The organism is Actinomadura kijaniata NBRC 14229 (assembly GCF_001552175.1).
Classification (GTDB): Bacteria; Actinomycetota; Actinomycetes; order Streptosporangiales; family Streptosporangiaceae; genus Spirillospora; species Spirillospora kijaniata.
Window position 1 is genome coordinate 68,550 of record NZ_BCQR01000012.1, and the last position, 16,799, is coordinate 85,348.

The window sequence follows — 16,799 nt, forward strand, 5'->3', positions numbered from 1 at the left end:
CGCGAACACCCTTTCCTGGTGGCTTCTTTTCGACAAAGAGCTTCCTGAGCTGGTCCGGTGGTTTCGGTAAAGAACCGTTTCCTCAGATCGGAGAGCCGCCATCTCCGAGCGCATCGATGATCCGTTGCGTGTTTGCGTCCTCCTGGCCATAGATGCAGCGGGCGTAGGTCTGGAGGAGGACCGAGACGGTGTTGCCCGCTCGCTGAGCCACATCCGGGGCTGGGACTCCGGAGTTGAGCCACAGCGACAGCGCCGCGTGGCGAAGGTCATAGGGGCGCTTCGCCAGCGGCGAGTTGTACAGGTGCGGCGGAAGCGCCAACCGCCGTGCCTTGTGCCAGGTGTCCAGGTATCGCGTGGAGTCCAGGGCTTGGCCGTGCGGTCCGGGGAACAGCCGACCGTCGTCAGCGGTACCGAACGTGGCGATGTGCCACTGCAGGATCCGAACGAGTTCCGGAGGGATTGGAACGTCGCGACCGTCGTCTGTGGCCCGGTGCTTCAGCCCGCGTGTCTCGTGCTTGCTGCCGTCGTCGGTCCAAGCGCTTCCGGCGCGCGTGGTGGCCGCCGAAAGTTGGATCAGGCCGGGACCAGCCTCGGGCAGCTTGCAGTCCTGGAGCCGCAATTGTACGGCTTCTTCGGGACGCAGGGCGGCGAAGTACAGGCAGGCGAAGAACGCCAGGAGACGCGGCCCGCGCTGCTTGTCCCAGACGCCGACGTAGGTCACGGCGGTCAGCAGCTCGCGCACCTGCCGGGGGCTGGCCACCACGCGTGGATCTACTTGGCGCGTGACCGTGACCGGCCGCCAGGCGAGGCGTTCCACGGGGTTGTATTCCAGCTCGCCGCGCTCGACGGCGTAGTTCAGCGCGCTGGTCAGGACGGCGCGATAACGCGCAGCCGTGCTGGCCTTGGCGGGCGTGCCGTTGTCCTTGGTGCCCAGGGAATGCAGCAGCGCACGCAGGGCGTCCAGATCCAGCAGGTCGGTGACTGGACGGGACCGTTCTGCGACCCACTCCAGGACGCCAGCTTGCTCCTCGGGGACTTCACGCCCTTGGAGGGGACGGAACGCCCAGTGCCGCAGAGCGTCACGCAGCCTTCGCTCGCTCGGTGCTCCACTGCGGTCGCTCAACAGCGCAAGGGTGATCTTCACGTGTCCTGAGACGAGGTTGCGCCGGCTGTTCCCAGCGGCCTCCGGCCACTTCATCGCCGTGTGGACGCGCCCGAGCTCGTACCAGGTCATGGCCTTCGGCTTAGGACGCAGCGATGCGGGCAGGCCCTCATTGTCGACGTCGAAGTGCTCTCCAGCCCGGGCCGCTGCGATCAACTGGTTTCGGAAATGCTCAGCCAGCGTCGAGGTGAGGTAGGAGGCCGAGAACGTCTTGCCGTCGACGACCCAGCGGACCTGGTAGGGCTTTCGCCTGTTCGGGCGGCATTGGGTCTTCCAGAACTGGACGTTGCCGATGCGCACTGGAACTCTTTCTGCTCGAAAACCGGGGGGAAGGAGGCCGGGCGCCCCTCGTGGACGCCCGGTGTTCTGGGATCACTCAGGCAGGCTTTCCAGCCATTCATTGAGGGCTGAGCGGCGGATCAGGACACGGCCGTTCGGTAGCCGCCGGGACTTCGGCCCGCGTCCGGTCGCCCGCCAGCGGTTGAAGGTAGAGCGGGGAACGTCCTTGAGCTCGGCGAGAACCTCGTCGATCGGGAGCCACTCGTCGGCGTTCGACTGCGCGGTCGGGATCGAAGGCGTCATGCTGAAGATGCCTCTCTGTAGGGGAGGTGACGGCCCCGGCGCGGTGTTCTTGGTGGTTCACCGCCGGGGCCGTCTTTGGGGGATTAGTCAGCCGACCTTGCGTGCTTGCGGAACGGGCAGAGGGTGGGCCAGTCCGTTGTCCAAGGCGCGGTGGACGATGCGGTGGGCGAGGCGTTCGGGCAGGCCGCTGGCCAGTCCGGCGTCGACGAGACGATCCTCGACGTCGCCGCGGTTCAGCCCGGACCAGGCCAGGAGGCCGCCGGTCTTGTAGGCCAGGGCCGACAGGGCGCGTTGGCGGCCGTCGGTGAGGGTGGCCAGCTCGGCGGCGCCGTTGTCGATGACGGTGGTTAGGTAGGCGGCCGGTCGGCTGCCACTGGCCGGTGGCGCGGCGGGCGCCGGGGCCGGTGTGGGGACGGGCCGGTCGGTGGCGACGCGCAGGACTTCGTCGGCCAGCCAGTCGGGCATACAGCCGACGTGGGCGGTGTTACCGGCGATGACCTGGTAGGGGCCGTTGGCGGCGGTGGCGTCGGGGGCGATGCCGTAGCTCCATCCGGCCTTGATGTCGATCTGCCAGCCGAGCGCGCCGAGCGCCTGGCGGAGGCGGCGGCCGTTCTCGACGCGGGGGGCGCGGTACCACAGGTGGCGGCCGTCGGAAGGGGTGGTGACGGTGACGGGCTGGTGGTCGGGGCCGGTGGGCCAGGGGCGGGAGCCGCCGCGCAGCCGGGCCAGCAGCAGCAGAACGTCGCGGCCGGTGCGGATCGCCTGGATGCCGCCGGGCATCTGGTCGTTGGTGAGGGGGATGCCGGGCAGCAGCTCGGTGGCCGGGTCGGCGGGGAGCTGGTCGGTGTGGGCGTCCAGGTCGATCAGCACCAGGCCGGATGGCCCGGCGGCGACGGCGGGGACGGCGTTGGGCTGGCGTCGCCACCAGGTGCGGATGCGCTCGGGGGCGGTGGTGGCGGCGCGGACGCCGTGGCACCACTGCCCGGCGGGGATGCAGGGGCAGGCGGCGTAGCCGTCACCTGAGCAGGTGGGGTTGTCGCGGCAGGTCGGGCAGTTGGCCAGGGGCCGCTTGTCGCGGGGCGACAGCGGGAAGACATGCCAGCCGAGGTCGGCCAGCGTCAGCGCCAGGTTCAGGGGTGGGGCCATCGGGGTCCTCCTTCCAGTCGGGTGCGAAAAGAAGAGGTCCGCTGGGGGCGGCGTAGGTGGCAGGGGGGATGCCTCTTTTCTTCCGGGCGGGATCGGCGAGCGATCAGGGTGCGCTGCCCGGAAGAGGTGCGCGTGAGGCGCGGAAGGTGACAGCGGCGTGAGGGAAAGATGCATCCCCCACCCCCCGCGTTTTTCAGGATGTGCTCCGCGCGACGGCCAGTACCGCCTGAAAACATGGACTGATCTGGGAGAACGCTGGTACTGCTGGGCAGTACCAGCCCCCAGTACCAGCCGCCCGAGAGCGCGACCCTGGTACTGGGGCAGTACCAGGCAGTACCAGCAGCAGTACCACCCCGAAACAGTCACTGAATTGCATGAATAGTGATCGTTTCGCTAGGTGGTACTGCGGTACTGCCCGATACCGTCTCTCGCGCACGAAAGCAGGGGGTCAGGTCTCGCTGTCGTCGGCTCCCAGGGCCCTGCCGGTGAACACCAGGCACTTGACCTGGGCACCGGCGATGCGCCGTTTCAGCTTGTAGCGCGGGGTCTGCTTGGAGGTGGGCGGGTATTCATGCAGCGCGCCCATCTCCCGCCAGGTCGGCAGCACCGCGTCTAGCTCGTACCCGGCGCGCTCCAGGGCCTCGTGGACCTTCTCGGGCATCAGCGCCACGGCGTTGGGGTCGCCGTCGGCCTCGGTGCGCACGCCGATCCATCCGCCGGCGGGGGCGTGGCCGTCGGAGCGGTAGAGGCGTTCGGCGTTGGTGGCGATGTACTCGGCGACCACCTCCAGGGCCAAGGCGGCCCGGTTGTCGCGGGGGTCGTTGGCCACAAACAGCGACGTCCACACGTGGTGCTCGGGCGGGGAGAAGGGAACCAGGTTCCAGGTGTGGGCCAGCTCGGCAGCCAGCCGCAGGGTCGCCACCAGTGGGGCGCGGCGGCGGGCCAGGTCACTGGCGTCCTGGCGGTGGGCGGCGGTGTAGTCGGCGTGGCGGGCGTGCAGCCAGCTCGGGCCGTGCTCGCCCACGTAGGCGCGCAGGTGGCCGACGAAGGCGGGCCCAGCGTGCCCGTAGTTGGCGGTGACGCCTTCGCGGAACTTCTGGGCGTTGGGTCCGGAGTCGGGGGTGTTGCCGAACGGGGCACCTTGCAGGTCCAGCACGCGGGCGGAGATGCCCTGGTGGGTGGCGAACGACAGCGCCGACCGCTCCCCGATGGAGATCACGATGGTGCGCCATCGGTAGGACTTCCACTCGCCCATGCGGGCTTTCCCGGCGTTCTGGGTGATCTGGTAGAGCGCGTGGGAGACGTGCTCGGGGCGTTCGGCGGTCTGGGTGTCGTCGAACAACACCGGCACCCCGTTCCCGGCCAGGTGCAGGCGGGCCTGGTAGGCGGTCTTGGTGGCGGCCCAGCTAGTGATGGCCCCGGCGGTCTCATCGGGGTTGGCCCAGCACGACAGCCCGGCCTGGGCGGCGGTGGTCTTGCCGGAGGTGGAGCGGCCGCCGTAGTTGATGGTGAACGACCCCAGCCCCAGCACCTCCAATAGCGGCGCGGCGAGCCCGGCGTACAGGACCATGGTCGCCAGCGGATAGCGCTCCAGGATCTTGATCGCGTCCTTCCATCCCGACAGGGTGCCGCGCAGGTGGTGGGCCTCCAGGGCGCGCTGGAGTTGATGGTCGACGCCGTGGATCTCATACGGGGTGCCCGAGGCGGTGACGAACTGGCCGTCGGCCTGCCAGCCCAGGGAGCGAGCGATGGTGACCTCGTCGATGACGTCGGTGTTGGCGGTCTCGGCGGCGGCCAGCCATCGTTCGGCGGCCTTGGCGTCGGCCTCGGTGACCGGCAGCCCGAAGTTGCCCAGTTCCTTGACCAGCATCCGGCCGCTCTTGGCCTTGCCGCGCTCGATGATCCGCGATTGCCAGCGGCTGCGGTTGAGCCAGACCAGTTTGACCATCTGTTCTCCTTCGGGGTCGGTGAACACCTGGGTGACCGCCAACGGAGCCCAGGTGACGCGTTCGGGGTCGCGGTTGCGGGGTGCGATCCAGATCCCGTCCGGCGAGATCGTGTAGGGCTCGGGGACCCGATAGCCGTCGGGCAGCGGGCAGCCCGGTAGTTCCAGCACGCTGGCCAGGCCGCGGTCTTCGGCGGTGGGGGCGGCGAAGGTGACGCCGTGCTGGATCAGCCAGACGGTGGCGGCCGCGTCGTCCAGGGGCGCGTCCTGAGCGGCGCGCTCCAGGTCGGCCACCACTGACCGCAGCGCGCGGTCGTCGGGTGGGTCTTCGCCGGGGTAGGTCTTGTTCCACAGGTGGCGGGTCTCGGCGTACAACTCACGGCGGCCAGGGGTGGTGAATCGAAACAACCGGCCGCCGTCGGGGCCGCTGCCGTCGCCGGTGGTGCGGGCGTAGGGCCAGCCGCCGTGTTCGCTGCGACGCAACTGCAGGTGCTGGCGCAACAGGGCCAAGGCGCGGACGGGCTTGGACGGTCGGCGCCTGTCGGCGGACTGATCGGTGGATTGATCGGCGGGCTGGTCGTCGGAGTCGGTCTGGGGGGACGGAGCGGCGGCGGGCGGAGCGGAGGAGTCGTCGGCGGTGGGATCTGGGTGGCGGTCGTCGCCGTTGTGATCACGTGTGCTCATATGCGACCCTCCTGGTGATTGCGTGTGCAGCCGCAGGCCCCCGTTGCCCCGGGGGCCTGCGGCTTTTTCGTGGGGCATGTCGATGACCACCAGCTGCGGCGGCGGTCAGTAGTGGTCGGGTGGGGGGCGGCTGGACGGCGTCGTGTAGCTACCACAGCGCGACTGCCTCGGCGGGAACGCAGGGGCTGAGCGGCAGCAGGATCGGCGCGTCCAGGCCCGGACGGCTGGGGACTAGGTGCTGGGTCTGCGACTCCAGACAGACCATCGCGAGCGCGCCTGGATCAGGAGCGCGCATCTGGCAGGAGTGCGGCAGGCGCGCCTGCCAGATGCGCGCGGTGGGGCCGACGGTGAGGCAGGGTTGGCCGGTGGTGCTGGTGGGATGTGGTGGGGCGAAGAAAAGCCCGGACGGCCGTCGAGTAGGGCCGTCCGGGCTGGACCGGAGATGGGTGGGTTGACGGATCGGGTGGTTGGGAGCGATCAGGGGCGGGGGTTGTGTCCGCGCCCGGTGGGGCGGCGGGCTCCGGGGCGCAACTGGCGGCGAGTGCCGTTGCAGCCGGAGCAGATCCGCATGGCGTCGCTGAACATCGCCGAGTGCTGCAGGCCGGTGCCGGCGCAGCGACGGCACCGGCGCAGCGGGTAGCGGTAGGCATCGATGAGGTAGGCCATCCCCCATAGCAGCCCGAAGATCAGCAGTAGGAAGATCAGGCCGCCGGAGCCAGCTGCTTCGTGCGGCCCGGGATCTCCGGGTGTGGTAGCGGGTGTGGTGGGTGCCGGGGCCAGGGTGTGGGTCGTGGTGGCGGTAGGGGAAATGGTGGTCATGGCCAGGGGCAGGAGTAGGTCGGGCATGGGGGCTCCCGAGGAGGGGTGAGGGCGTGTGAGAGTGGGGCGCGGGCCAGTGGGACCGGCGCGGCGTCCGCGTGAGTGGTGACTGAGGGTGAAGGGCAGGAACTGGCTCACCAACTGGATCACCGAACTGGCTCAATCGGCCCATCCGCACTGTTCAACGCGCGCGCGAGAGGGCGTGGTGAGCCGGTTGGTGGGCCGGTTGGTGAGCCAGTTGGGCGGGGAGGGCGTCGGCCAATTGATCACCTTTGGTGATCGCCGAAGCTGTGCTGGGGAAGCAGGTAGCGCAGGGCCTTGCCTTGGCCGTGCCGGGCGATCACCCTCTGATCGACCATGATCCTCAGCCAGCGTTTGACGCTGCCCTCGGGCTTGCCTAGGGCCGCCACGATCTCGTCTCGGCGGGCGCCGTCGGGGCCGCGCTGCTGCAGCAGGTACAGCACCGAGTGGGTGATGTCCTCGGGCACCGGCAGCTTGCGGTTGACCTCGGGCGGGTTGGTCTCGGCGTTGTTAAACACCTCCTGGGTAGCGAATAGGTTCTCCAACGGGATGGGGGCGTCGCGGGGCTGAGGCATTTCGGCCAGGTGCCGTTCGATCCCGGCGACCAACCCTTCGGCCGCGTGGGTGACGGCCTGGTCGTCGTCGGGGTCAATGCCGAAGCTGCCGTCACGGCCGCGCGGCGGCCCAGCCGCCGAACCCGACGTCGGCTCCGAGGAGGGTCCGGAGGAGGGTTCGGGCTTGGCGGGCGGAGTCGAGCGGTGGTCGGTGCCGCCGGACGTAGCCGGGGGTAGCCCTCCGGCGGTGACCAGGTGCCGTTCGGCATATCCCGGGAGCTGGGCGGCGATGTCGGGTTCGATGTGGGCCTCGGGGCGGCCGCGGGTGACAGCCAGGTGCCGCACGGCCTTGAAGTCGCTGAGGTCGCGGATGCGTCCGGCCTGCCAGGCTCCTCCTTCTTTGACCAGCAGGGCCACGCCGCCGATGCCGGGGGCGTAGGTGGACATGTCGGGGACCCCCAGGGTCATCCAGTTGTCCAGGGCCTTGGTCATCTCGTAGGTGTTCAGGACGCGCAGCACGATCTTGGTGGGAGCGTTGGCCGAGCCTTCCTTGCTGCCGGTCTGCTGCTGGACGTTGCGCTGCCCGGCGGTGATGACCGGGATACCGGCCGAGCGGCCGGCCTGGTGCAGGCCATCCACGATCGGCTTGGCCAGGTGGGCGACATCGGAGTCGGTGCCCAGCAGCTTGGCCTGCTCATCGATGATCAGGATGATGACCGGGGCCTCGGGCGAGGGGATGTGGTTGGCGCCGCCGTTCTTGCGCGAGCGCTCCTCGGCGACGGTCTCCAGCCACTGCAGGATCTGGATGGCCTTGTCCTGTTCACCGATCCCGGCTGATGCGTCTAGGACCTCGTCCCACAGGTGGGGGATGGTGCCCTTGCGCAGGTCGATCGCGACCACCAGCACGTCGCGGCACTCGTTGGCTTGCTCCACGATGTTGGACAGCAGTGTGGTCTTGCCGCCGCCATTGGTGGCGATGACCTGGACGTGCCGGGCACCACCCTTGTCGAAGACCACCAGCTCCAGGTCCTCGCCGGTCTCGGGGTCGGTGCCCAGGACGAACGGGCCGTCCATGATGGACCGGCAGCCCTTGGTGGGCGTGGCCTGCGCCGGGGCGGGGTTGAGCGGGCCTCCGGCGGCGGTGACCGTCGTCTCGGCAGGGGCGGCGGGGGCCAGGGCTGGGTGGGTGACCGGCTGGGCCCAGGGGTCGCGCAGCTGCAGGGTGATCCACAGGATGCGGGCGTTGGAAGCCTGTCCGTTCAAGCGGACCTGGTTGACGCCGATCCCGTACAGGCAGGCGATCTCCTCGGTCAGGTTGCCCGACAGTAGCCGCGACACCGAGGGCGCGTCAGGCCCAGCACCGACATCCACTTTGAACCGCACACCCACGTGGGTGGGTTCGGTCTTGACCAGCCGGGACCCGGCCAGCTCGGTGCCGGTGGCGATGGTCTCCCACTGGGCTTGCTGGGCGGCCAGGGCGCGGCGGTGCTTGAGCACGTCGGACCAGGTGTAGGCCGACCAGGTCGCGGTGGCGGTGGCGGTGTAGGCCAGCAGGGTAGACAGGTTGGCGATGCCGACCTGGGCAGCAGTGGCCAACCAGATCGGCACTCCGGCGGCAGTGGCGGCCAGCGTCGCCGAGTAGCGGGGCGACTCGTGGCGCTTGTAGGTGGCCACCCAGGCGGCCAGCGCGGCCGGGGGCGCGAACGCGCCCAGCAGCAGCGCGTCACCGGCGGCGTACTCGTGGGCCAGGTGCCCCATCGGGTAGAGGGCGGCCAGCCCGGTGCCTAGGCCGCGGGTGTCGGGGGACTGCTGGACCCAGCCGATGTAGCGGCGGGCAGCGACCTGTGCCCAGCGACCGACCGGGAGACGGCGGGGCTCGGCGTAGTAGGCGGTGGGCAGCATCAGGTCGGCCGGGTCGGAGACGGCGGTGCGGCGGCCGAAGCTCCGGCGGCCTCCGGTGACGCTGCCGAGCTGGCGGGGGGCGGGACGGCCAAAGCCGCGGCGGGATGAACGCCGCATAGCGATCACTCCTTCACGCAAGGGATGGGGAAACGCCGCTGGCCACCACCAAGGAGCGGTGGCGGCCAGCGGCGCGGAAAGACGAACGGGGAAACGGGCGCAGATGGGGTCAGGCGGCGGGGCGGCCGCCCAGGATGCGGATGCCGCGTGCGGCGATGTCGCGGGACTCTTCGAAGATGTCGGCGAAGGTGCTCGCAGCGTGGCGGGCGTTGGCCGCGGCCGCGCGCAGCTCTTCGGCGGCAGTAGTGAACTGAGCGGTGACCGGGACGGGCATCTTCCGCTTGATCAGGTCGTCGCGGTAGTCCTCGACCAGGCCGGCCAAGGCGGCCAGCAGATCGGCGATGCCCAGGGCGGTGGAGATGAACTCGGCGTCGGACTCGGGGGGCTCAAACACCACCTGGTAGCGGCCGTGACGGCGTCGGGGCAGGGGTTGGGCCATCAGGGGCCTCCATTCATCCGTTGGTCATGGTGGCGATGCGGTGAAGACCAAAAGCCTCTAAGCAGCCGTCAGGCCACTTGGTTGGGTGAGGCAGCGGACCTTGATCGGCCTCGGTGAACTCCGCTAGATCGGAGCGCATGGCCACGACCTCAAATTTTCACGAGCAGTGTGCTAGTCATCTCTGCAGGTAGCAGCTTGATCATGTCCGTTTTCGATGCTTTTTCAGCGCTGTGCTAACGAACAAAGGCGATGTCGCTGCATGCCTCTACACGTCCCTGCAGATCCTTGTGGATTGTAGAAGTCGTACAACATTGAAGATCAAATAAGGCTTTGTAGCCCTGTCATGATGAGGGGAATCCACAAGTTTCGGTTGCGTGCGGTGCGTGATGTTGGCCAGAATTGCCGGGCCGGGCAAGCCATTCGAGGAGTCTCGCTCATACCACGAACGTGAGGGCTCGAATACCCCCGGTTGCTATGTCCGGTTGGCTCTTCCTCTGCTTCCTGTGTGCGAGCGCTCCACGCAGGGAGGTGAGATCGGAGTGAGGAAGAACCGCATTGAAGTATGGGCGGTTGCAGTGTCTGCTGCCGCAGCGGCCGTGGCCGCTGCGGCGCAGGTCGCTGAGGTGGTGACGCACCTCTTCTGACCCAGGCAGGCACTCGCCCTTCGCGCAGGCGTCCTGGCCACTAGGCGAGGACGCCTGCCACTCTTGAACCTTGTAGGCTCAAGACCTACAAGGTTCAGTTGTAAGAACTGTAAGGCTTGCCCTCCTCTCATGGGCTGCCTAACGCCTACTTTCCATAGCGCAGACGGACCCACAGAGCTCGGCGGAAGGGTGGCGTCTTGCTGGAGAGAACATGCTGGCGATCAGGCCGGGTTGTCGCCGGTGAACTTGATTCCGGCGGCGGCCAGGTCGATGGCCTCTTCGAAGATGACCTCGAACACCGTTGCGCCGCGCTGCACAGCAGCGGAGGCTTCGGTCATGTGCTCGCCGATCAGCAGCAGGGGGTTGGTGACGGCGACGGGCATGCGGCGGATCATCACCTCGTCGGTGAAGTCCTCCACCGCATGGGCGATGCCCAGCAGGAACTGCTGCAGGTCGGTGCTGGTCTCGATGAACTCGACATCGCTTTCGGGCGGGTCCATGTTGATCGGCGGACCGGCCGCCCACACCCGAGCGCGTGCCCGCCGCCGCGCACCCCAAGCTCCCGCCGCCCCCGACGCAGCCGGACCCGTGGGCCGGTTCGGCGAGGTCGGCTTGGGCGGCGGGGTGGGCTTGGTCGGAGTAGCGCCGGACGGCTGCGGGGCTGGCGGGTTGGCGGGGACGGTGCCGCCGAACAGCGGCGGTGGGTTGCCCGGCCGGGGCGCGGCCCCTGGGCGGGGCTGTCCCTGCGGTGTGGTCGGAGGCGGGGTTGGTTGGGGGTTGGCTGGCCCAGGGGGTGGGGGTGTGTTCGAGGGTCCTCCCGTGGTGTTGGCGCTGGTGTTGGGGATGCGGCGGATAACAGACGGGCGGTTGGGGTCGGCCTGGCGCTGCTTCCAGTTGCGTTTGGCGCGGCGGCGGATCTTCTTGTTGGCCTTGCGGGCCTTGCGGGCACCGCCGCGGACGGTGTGGCCGATGGCGCGGCCGCTCAGGTCGGCGACCGCCCCGGACAACTGGCGTTCCTCGGTGTGCGGGGCCCCGGCCGACTTCCACGCCTTGACCAACAGCGACTCGGGCAGGTCGGGGCGGTCGGCTCGGCTGTGCCGGGCCCCGCCCGCCCTGTGGGGGGCGGGGCGGCGCTGGCGGGTGGCGTGGGCGGCCCCGGCGAACGCCGCGCCGCCCAGGAACAACAGCTCGATCATCGCTCCCCCTCCACAGGGTCAGCGTCGTCCGGGCCGGGCAGGCCAGGCGACTCGGGCAGCGGCTGACGCAGCTCGACGACGGAGACGAACAGCATCAGCAGCAGGCAGGAACCCCACAGCGGTGCGGCGACCGCCCAGATCGGCCACCCGGCGATCGCCGGGGCCGCGCCGGGCACGGCCAGCAGGATCGCCACCGCACCCCAGGAGGGTCGGTTGCCGACCATCTGGACGGCCAGAGCGCGGGCGGTGATCGGCGGACGGTTGGGGGTGGCGCTGTCGGGCTGGCCGGAGCTGCGCGGGTCGGGGTTGGGGTGGGTCATGACAGCCACCCGTCCAGCTGGCCGGACAGGCCGCGCAGGATCTCCACCATCGGTTCGCCGATCGGCGTGGAGGCCGCCAGCAGGCCCCAGCCGATCAGGATGAAGGCCAGGAAGTTGTTGATCTGTCGGGACCAGATCAAGATGATCAGACCACCGGTGAGGATGGCGAACAGGGTCATAAGAACCTCCGGGAAGAAGAAGCCCCCGGGCCGGGGCGGCTCCAGGGGAACGGGGTCGATCGGGACGGATTCAGGCGTGTGGCCGGCCGCTGCATGGCCCGCTGTCGGCGTCGAGGTTGGTGCCGGTCCCGGTGGGGGCCTGGCGGTCTGGCGGCGGGAAGGGCGTTCAGCTTCGCCAGCCGCGCACCATCTGGCCGGTCCACACGGCCGCGCTCAGGGCGAAGTGTCCATAGCCCAGCAGCGGCAGGTGGTAGTAGAACGACGCGCAGGCCAGGCCCAGCGCCCCGTAGCACAGCAGCAGGCTGGCCACCTGGGCTCCCAGGTCGTCGGGGTCGTAGGGCAGGCGAAGGGACAGGTACCAGTACAGGGCACCGGCCAGGACACGCCGGTGCTGATCGGCTCGAACACAAGACCTTCTTTCTTCCCTAGGGGTTCGGGCCGTGTGGCCGAATCCCTGGGATGTGGTGTCGGCGGGCACCAAAGGGGAAAGTGCGCGCGGCGGGGTCAGGCCGTGGCCTGCCGGCTGACCTTCTGGCTGGTCTCCTGGTCGGCCTGCGGGCTGGTGGTCTGGTCGGCGCGGATCTGCTGGACCAGCTCCAGGGCCGGGACCTTGCCGATACGCATGGCCTTGGCCAACTTCTCGGCCGAGATCGGACGGCCGTGCTGATCGCGGTACCGGGCGTCGATCTCGCGGGCCTGGTCCAGGCGTTCGGACGGCGACACCCGAGCTGAGGACGGCACCGCGGACCTGGCGGCCGACCGGGAGACGGACCTGGCGGCGGGGCGGGACCCCGATCGGCTGCCCTTGCGGGACCTGCGGGAGGTGGGCAGGTCTGAGACTTGGGTCTGCGACCCGCCGCCGCTGGACGCTTCGACGTAGGCCGACGCGCCACCGACCACCTGCGGGACCAGATCTGAGACCAGGCCACCGGAGTGGTCGCCGGGGTGGTCTGCGCGCTGGTCCGCCGCGCGGTCACCGATCTGGTCTGTGGTCTGGTCGGAGTGGGTCTGGTCGGCGGGAACCGCGGCCAGCCCCAGGCGGGAGCGGAGAGCGGCGGCCGGGGCGGAGCCGGGGGTGTGAGCCATGGCGGCGGTGATGTCGCCGGTGGCCAGCTCCAGTCCGAACTTGTCGGCCAGGTAGGTCTGGACCTTGGCCGACTCGAACCCCAACGCCACCAGCTCCTCCTCCGACCGCGGCCGCTCGGTGGCCGGGGGAACCGGTCCAGTGACGGCTGCGGGGAGGTCGGGGGCGTTGTGCCAGGGCGCGTCCACGGTCAGGTCGGCCAGGTCGGCAGCGTGGTAGAGCAACGCGATCTGGGCCAGCAGTTCCTGCTGTCGGGCGGGGTTGGTGGCCAGGTGGGCGTGTTCGACGGCGGCGTCCATGGCCTTGTCCAGCCGGGTCAGTGCCCGCCGCAGGGTTCGGGGTTTGGCGTCGGTGGTGCGCAGGATGCGCACCCGTTTGGCGGCCTTGGCCAAGCGGGCGATGCGGCGGTGCACATCGACGTCAGAGGCGGTGCGGCCGGTCGGCTCGGCGAGTCCGAGCCGGACCAGGAGGCGTTCGGGGGTGAGCCGCCAGTGGATGCGGCCGGAGCGTCCGGTGGCGTGGCGGCGGTCGGCGGCCAGGCCGCGTTCCCACAGCCAGGCGGCCACCAGCGGGGCGGCCAGGCGGATCAGGGCTTGGCGGATGCCGTCGGCGTCGCTGGCTGACAGCACCGCCGACAACAGCGTGAACACCCACACCGCGACCCCGTCGACCCCGGCCGAGTGGGTCTCGGACTCGCGGACGTTGCGGCGGGCGCGCAGCGCCGAGGTGACCATGGCGACTTCGACGAAGGCGAACAGCAGCACCTGCAGCGGGGTGTTCAGGTCCAGGACGTCGCCGAAGAACTTCCACATGCCGGTGGCGGCCACGCCGGTGGCCAGGCACGCGGCCAGCACGGTGGTGACGTCCTCCAACCGGGCACGCGGCGCGGTCCGCGTCGTGGGGGCCTCAAGGGGCCGGCGGCGGGCGCGGCGCAGGCCCCAAGTGGCGGCCATCGCCGCCGCTGCGGTCAGCGCTACGGCGGCGGTGATCCACGGGGCGTGGCTCTGCAGGGTGGTGAGCAGGGAGGCGGGGTCCATGGCGGGCTCCTTGGCGCAGCACGGCTCGGCCCCGCCCTCGCCGAGCTGGCAGGGGTGGGGCCGGGCCGTTGAGGAAGGCGCGGGTTCTAAGCGGTGAGGCGGACCGGCATCAGGACGTGCCAGTAGTCGACCTCGTCGGTGCGGTCGGTCAGCAGCGCCGAGCGGTAGCCGACGGCGTCGGGGACGAAGGCCAGGCGGCACACGCCGGGGTCCAGCGCGCCGAGGGCTTCGGTGAGGTAGGTGGGGTTGAAGGCCACGCACGCCGGGCCGTCGGGAAGGTCGCCGGTGAGGTGGATCGCCAGGACGTCCCGGCTGGCCGTCTCGGTTCCGTTCCCGGCCTGCAGCACCAGTTCGCCCTCACCGCCACCTGCGTTGTCGCCGATGGTGGGGGTGAAGGTTAGGCGGATGGGGGTGTTGCGTTCGGCGACCACGGCCACGCGCCGCACGGCGGCGGTGAACGCGGCGGTGTTGACCTCGGCGACCACGGGGCGCTCGGCGGTCAGGTGCGGTTCGACAGCCACCATGCCGGGGTTGTCCATCAGGCGGGTGACCACGGTACGGCCCGCGTTCTGCACTCCCAGCAGGGTGGGCTTGCCCTTGTCGTCCAGAGCCAGGCCCAGGGTAAGAGAGGTGGGGGCGGACAGGGTCTTGGCGATGTCCAGCAGCGTCGGCCGGAACACGAACGCTGACACCCGCGCCTGGCTGGCCTGGTCGCTGTCGGAGCCGTCGTCGGGGACTTCGGGGGCCGCTTCGGTGACTGCGTCGGGGGCGGGCTGCAGGACCGGTTGCCAGGTGGGCAGGGTGCGCACGGCGATGCGGTACTTGTCGGTGGCGAACAGCCGCAGCGGCTTGTCGGGGTGCAGATCCAGCCGCACCGCGCACACCAGGGGTTGGGTGGTGTCGTGTCCGGCGGCAACCGCGGTCTGGGTGGTGGCGCGGGCGAAGAACGCCCCGTCGATCTGCCCGACGGCCGGCGGCATGTCCGGCAGGGTCGGGTAGTCCTCCGCCGGGAGGGTGAGCAGCGTGAACTCGGCGCGCCCGTGCCGCAGCAGGACCCTGGTGTCCTCGGCGATGACCTCGACGGCGCCGGTCTTGAGCTGCCCGGCGACGTTGGCCAGCAGCCGCCCCGACACCAGCACGGTGCCCGGCGCGGCCACGGCGACCTCGGCGGCGGTGTCCAGGGTGGTCTGGGCGGCCACGTCATAGTCGTAGACGGCCAGAGTGAGCTGGTCGGTGTCGGCGTCGGCGTGCAGCCGGATGGCGGCCAGCACCGGCACGGCCGGGCGTTGCGGCAGGAACCGGGCCGTCCAGGCAACCGCCTCGGAGAACGCGGCCGCATCAGCGGTGAACTTCATCAGGAGCCTTCCTCATCGGAGCAGTCGCGGTCGGCCTGGCAGGGGCAGCGGTCGCAGTCGGCGCATCCGGTGCAGGCGCAGTACTCGTTGCGACAGGTGCACCCGGCGATGGCGTCGCACCCGGCGTAGGGGTTGGCGGCGGAGTCGGCCAGGTCGGGGTGGATGAACTCCCACAGCGCCTGGTCCAGGGCCTGGCGGTCGTCGGTGAAGTAGACGGCGATCCCGTGCTCGTCCAGCACCTGGGCGACCTGATCGGCCAGATCGGCGAAGGCGTTGGGGCGCATCGGCAGCGGGCCGGTCGAGACCGCGGCGGTGGCAGGGGCGGTGACCGGGGCGGGGGTGGTCGTGGAGGAGGACAAGACGAACTCCTTCCCCGCGGTGCCCGCCCCCGCCGGTCAGCGGCAGGAGCGGGCACCGGGCAGGTTGGCGGTCAGGGCTGGGGGCGCGGGTCGGGCACGGTCGCTGGCGCGTCGCCGTCGGCGTCGTTGGTGCGGCTGATGCCGGGCTCGTGGAGGCCGTCGGCTGGCTCGTCCGCAGACCGGGTGTCCCTCTGGGGCCCGTGGTCGGTCAGGGCGTGGCGGCGCAGGTGTCGCTGACGGCAGTTGGCGAAGGTCAGCAGCGCGACGATGCCGGTCAGCATCGCTTTGACACCGGTGGGGGCGTGCAGGAGGTGGGTGAAGATCAGCCAGGTGGCTCCGGCAGCGATGCCGGTGACCATGCAGACCTCGCCCTTGGACCAGTCGGCCGGGGCGCGCAGGTAGCCGGTCAGGCCGCCGCGCCGGTCGGAACCGGTGTCGGGGCCGTGGTTGCGGTGGGTGGTCATCGCTGGTCTCCCTCGACCGCTCCCGTCAGCGGGGCCAGCCGCCCGAGCGGGACGACCTGGGCGGGGTGGGTGTCGCGGTGGATGACCACCCAGGGCTCGTCCATGGCGGGGTCGGTGATCCACCACAGCACGTGCGCGACGTCGCCGACCTCGCGGACCGGCGCGGTCAGGTCGGCCATCTCCTCGACGCCGTACAGGGCTTCGGCGGTCTCGTCGTCGGTGCCGGTGACCAGCAGCACCATCTGGCCGGGCGCGTACCACCGGCGTCGGGGCCGGTAGCCGAACCCGGCCTGCAGGGTCCAGGTGCGGGTCCACTGGTAGTGCTGGGTGCTCCAGCTCCACACCGTGGTGACGGCCATGTACAGGCCGTACAGGGTCGCGGCGATGGTGAGCAGCTCCCACACCGCGCGCAGCGGCAGCGCGCTGACCAGCGTCACGCCGATCACCGCCACCAGCGCGGCGAAGGCGACGTGGCCCACGGCGCGGTAGCGGCGGGCGCGGGTGGACTGGTCGTGCAGCTCCCACAGGTCGGCGGCCCAGGCTTCGCAGTCGTCGGTGTCGTCGATGTGGGGCGGGGCCACGAGGCGGCTGGTGGGCGGCGGGGTCAGGGAGTGGCCGGTGGGCGGCAGGTAGGTCACGCCCGGCTGGCGTGGACCGGTCTCGTTGGTGGGGTGGTGTTTGCGCAGGCTGATCACGGTGTCTCCTGTCTGGGGGTCGTGCGTGGGGAGGGTGGGCGTTCGAGCGGGGGCAGGTCGGCGGCGGGTAGGCCGCGGCCACAGGGGGTGCAGTA

The 16,799-nt window shown here is 70.5% G+C and carries 16 protein-coding genes; all 16 read right to left on the reverse strand.

Going from position 1 to position 16,799, the window contains the following annotated elements; genetic code table 11:
* Nucleotides 1-82: 82 nt before the first annotated feature.
* Nucleotides 83-1,462 carry a tyrosine-type recombinase/integrase gene (locus tag AKI01S_RS05470; RefSeq protein ID WP_067812643.1) on the reverse strand — a complete coding sequence of 460 codons (1,380 nt, stop codon included), beginning with the start codon at nt 1,460-1,462 and terminating at the stop codon, nt 83-85.
* A gap of 72 nt (nt 1,463-1,534) precedes the next feature.
* On the reverse strand, nt 1,535-1,744 hold the full coding sequence (locus AKI01S_RS48805; protein ID WP_083998935.1) for a helix-turn-helix transcriptional regulator: 210 nt from the start codon (nt 1,742-1,744) through the stop codon (nt 1,535-1,537).
* Nucleotides 1,745-1,831: 87 nt separating this feature from the next.
* Nucleotides 1,832-2,890, reverse strand: a complete 1,059-nt coding sequence (locus tag AKI01S_RS05475; protein ID WP_067812644.1) for a bifunctional DNA primase/polymerase — start codon at nt 2,888-2,890, stop codon at nt 1,832-1,834.
* 448 nt (nt 2,891-3,338) lie between these two features.
* Nucleotides 3,339-5,519, reverse strand: a complete 2,181-nt coding sequence (locus AKI01S_RS05480; RefSeq protein WP_067812645.1) for a DUF927 domain-containing protein — start codon at nt 5,517-5,519, stop codon at nt 3,339-3,341.
* A gap of 477 nt (nt 5,520-5,996) precedes the next feature.
* Complete coding sequence (locus tag AKI01S_RS05485) at nt 5,997-6,365, reverse strand: hypothetical protein (protein WP_067812646.1); 369 nt, start codon at nt 6,363-6,365, stop codon at nt 5,997-5,999.
* Nucleotides 6,366-6,604: 239 nt separating this feature from the next.
* Nucleotides 6,605-8,932 carry a type IV secretory system conjugative DNA transfer family protein gene (locus AKI01S_RS05490; protein ID WP_067812647.1) on the reverse strand — a complete coding sequence of 776 codons (2,328 nt, stop codon included), beginning with the start codon at nt 8,930-8,932 and terminating at the stop codon, nt 6,605-6,607.
* A gap of 109 nt (nt 8,933-9,041) precedes the next feature.
* Entirely contained in the window at nt 9,042-9,371 is a 330-nt protein-coding gene (locus AKI01S_RS05495) for a hypothetical protein (protein ID WP_067812648.1), read from the reverse strand.
* An 865-nt stretch (nt 9,372-10,236) separates the two neighbouring features.
* Nucleotides 10,237-11,211: a hypothetical protein gene (locus AKI01S_RS48810; RefSeq protein ID WP_083998939.1), complete on the reverse strand. Its 975-nt coding sequence runs from the start codon at nt 11,209-11,211 to the stop codon at nt 10,237-10,239.
* Entirely contained in the window at nt 11,208-11,531 is a 324-nt protein-coding gene (locus AKI01S_RS05505; RefSeq protein ID WP_067812650.1) for a hypothetical protein, read from the reverse strand. Before AKI01S_RS05505 ends, AKI01S_RS48810 begins: the two co-directional genes overlap by 4 nt.
* Nucleotides 11,528-11,710 (reverse strand): hypothetical protein, encoded by a 183-nt coding sequence (locus tag AKI01S_RS05510; protein WP_067812651.1) that lies wholly within the window; start codon nt 11,708-11,710, stop codon nt 11,528-11,530. The genes AKI01S_RS05505 and AKI01S_RS05510 overlap by 4 nt, the downstream gene beginning before the upstream one ends.
* 166 nt (nt 11,711-11,876) lie before the next feature.
* Nucleotides 11,877-12,020, reverse strand: a complete 144-nt coding sequence (locus AKI01S_RS50195; RefSeq protein WP_157419673.1) for a hypothetical protein — start codon at nt 12,018-12,020, stop codon at nt 11,877-11,879.
* Between the two features lie 194 nt (nt 12,021-12,214).
* Complete coding sequence (locus tag AKI01S_RS05515) at nt 12,215-13,831, reverse strand: hypothetical protein (RefSeq protein ID WP_067812652.1); 1,617 nt, start codon at nt 13,829-13,831, stop codon at nt 12,215-12,217.
* 86 nt (nt 13,832-13,917) lie between these two features.
* Entirely contained in the window at nt 13,918-15,186 is a 1,269-nt protein-coding gene (locus AKI01S_RS05520) for a DNA polymerase III subunit beta (protein WP_067812653.1), read from the reverse strand.
* Nucleotides 15,186-15,545 (reverse strand): hypothetical protein, encoded by a 360-nt coding sequence (locus tag AKI01S_RS05525; RefSeq protein ID WP_067812654.1) that lies wholly within the window; start codon nt 15,543-15,545, stop codon nt 15,186-15,188. Before AKI01S_RS05525 ends, AKI01S_RS05520 begins: the two co-directional genes overlap by 1 nt.
* A 71-nt stretch (nt 15,546-15,616) precedes the next feature.
* Nucleotides 15,617-16,009: a hypothetical protein gene (locus AKI01S_RS05530; RefSeq protein ID WP_067812655.1), complete on the reverse strand. Its 393-nt coding sequence runs from the start codon at nt 16,007-16,009 to the stop codon at nt 15,617-15,619.
* Nucleotides 16,006-16,704 (reverse strand): hypothetical protein, encoded by a 699-nt coding sequence (locus AKI01S_RS05535; protein WP_067812656.1) that lies wholly within the window; start codon nt 16,702-16,704, stop codon nt 16,006-16,008. Before AKI01S_RS05535 ends, AKI01S_RS05530 begins: the two co-directional genes overlap by 4 nt.
* Between the last annotated feature and the right edge of the window lie 95 nt (nt 16,705-16,799).

Bases quoted from the DNA above. Each gene is read 5' to 3' on its own strand.
- AKI01S_RS48805 (WP_083998935.1), bottom strand. From the start codon at position 1,744: ATGACGCCTTCGATCCCGACCGCGCAGTCGAACGCCGACGAGTGGCTC.
- AKI01S_RS05475 (WP_067812644.1), bottom strand. From the start codon at position 2,890: ATGGCCCCACCCCTGAACCTGGCGCTGACGCTGGCCGACCTCGGCTGG.
- AKI01S_RS05480 (WP_067812645.1), bottom strand. From the start codon at position 5,519: ATGAGCACACGTGATCACAACGGCGACGACCGCCACCCAGATCCCACC.
- AKI01S_RS05485 (WP_067812646.1), bottom strand. From the start codon at position 6,365: ATGCCCGACCTACTCCTGCCCCTGGCCATGACCACCATTTCCCCTACC.
- AKI01S_RS05490 (WP_067812647.1), bottom strand. From the start codon at position 8,932: ATGCGGCGTTCATCCCGCCGCGGCTTTGGCCGTCCCGCCCCCCGCCAG.
- AKI01S_RS05495 (WP_067812648.1), bottom strand. From the start codon at position 9,371: ATGGCCCAACCCCTGCCCCGACGCCGTCACGGCCGCTACCAGGTGGTG.
- AKI01S_RS48810 (WP_083998939.1), bottom strand. From the start codon at position 11,211: ATGATCGAGCTGTTGTTCCTGGGCGGCGCGGCGTTCGCCGGGGCCGCC.
- AKI01S_RS05505 (WP_067812650.1), bottom strand. From the start codon at position 11,531: ATGACCCACCCCAACCCCGACCCGCGCAGCTCCGGCCAGCCCGACAGC.
- AKI01S_RS05510 (WP_067812651.1), bottom strand. From the start codon at position 11,710: ATGACCCTGTTCGCCATCCTCACCGGTGGTCTGATCATCTTGATCTGG.
- AKI01S_RS05515 (WP_067812652.1), bottom strand. From the start codon at position 13,831: ATGGACCCCGCCTCCCTGCTCACCACCCTGCAGAGCCACGCCCCGTGG.
- AKI01S_RS05520 (WP_067812653.1), bottom strand. From the start codon at position 15,186: ATGAAGTTCACCGCTGATGCGGCCGCGTTCTCCGAGGCGGTTGCCTGG.
- AKI01S_RS05530 (WP_067812655.1), bottom strand. From the start codon at position 16,009: ATGACCACCCACCGCAACCACGGCCCCGACACCGGTTCCGACCGGCGC.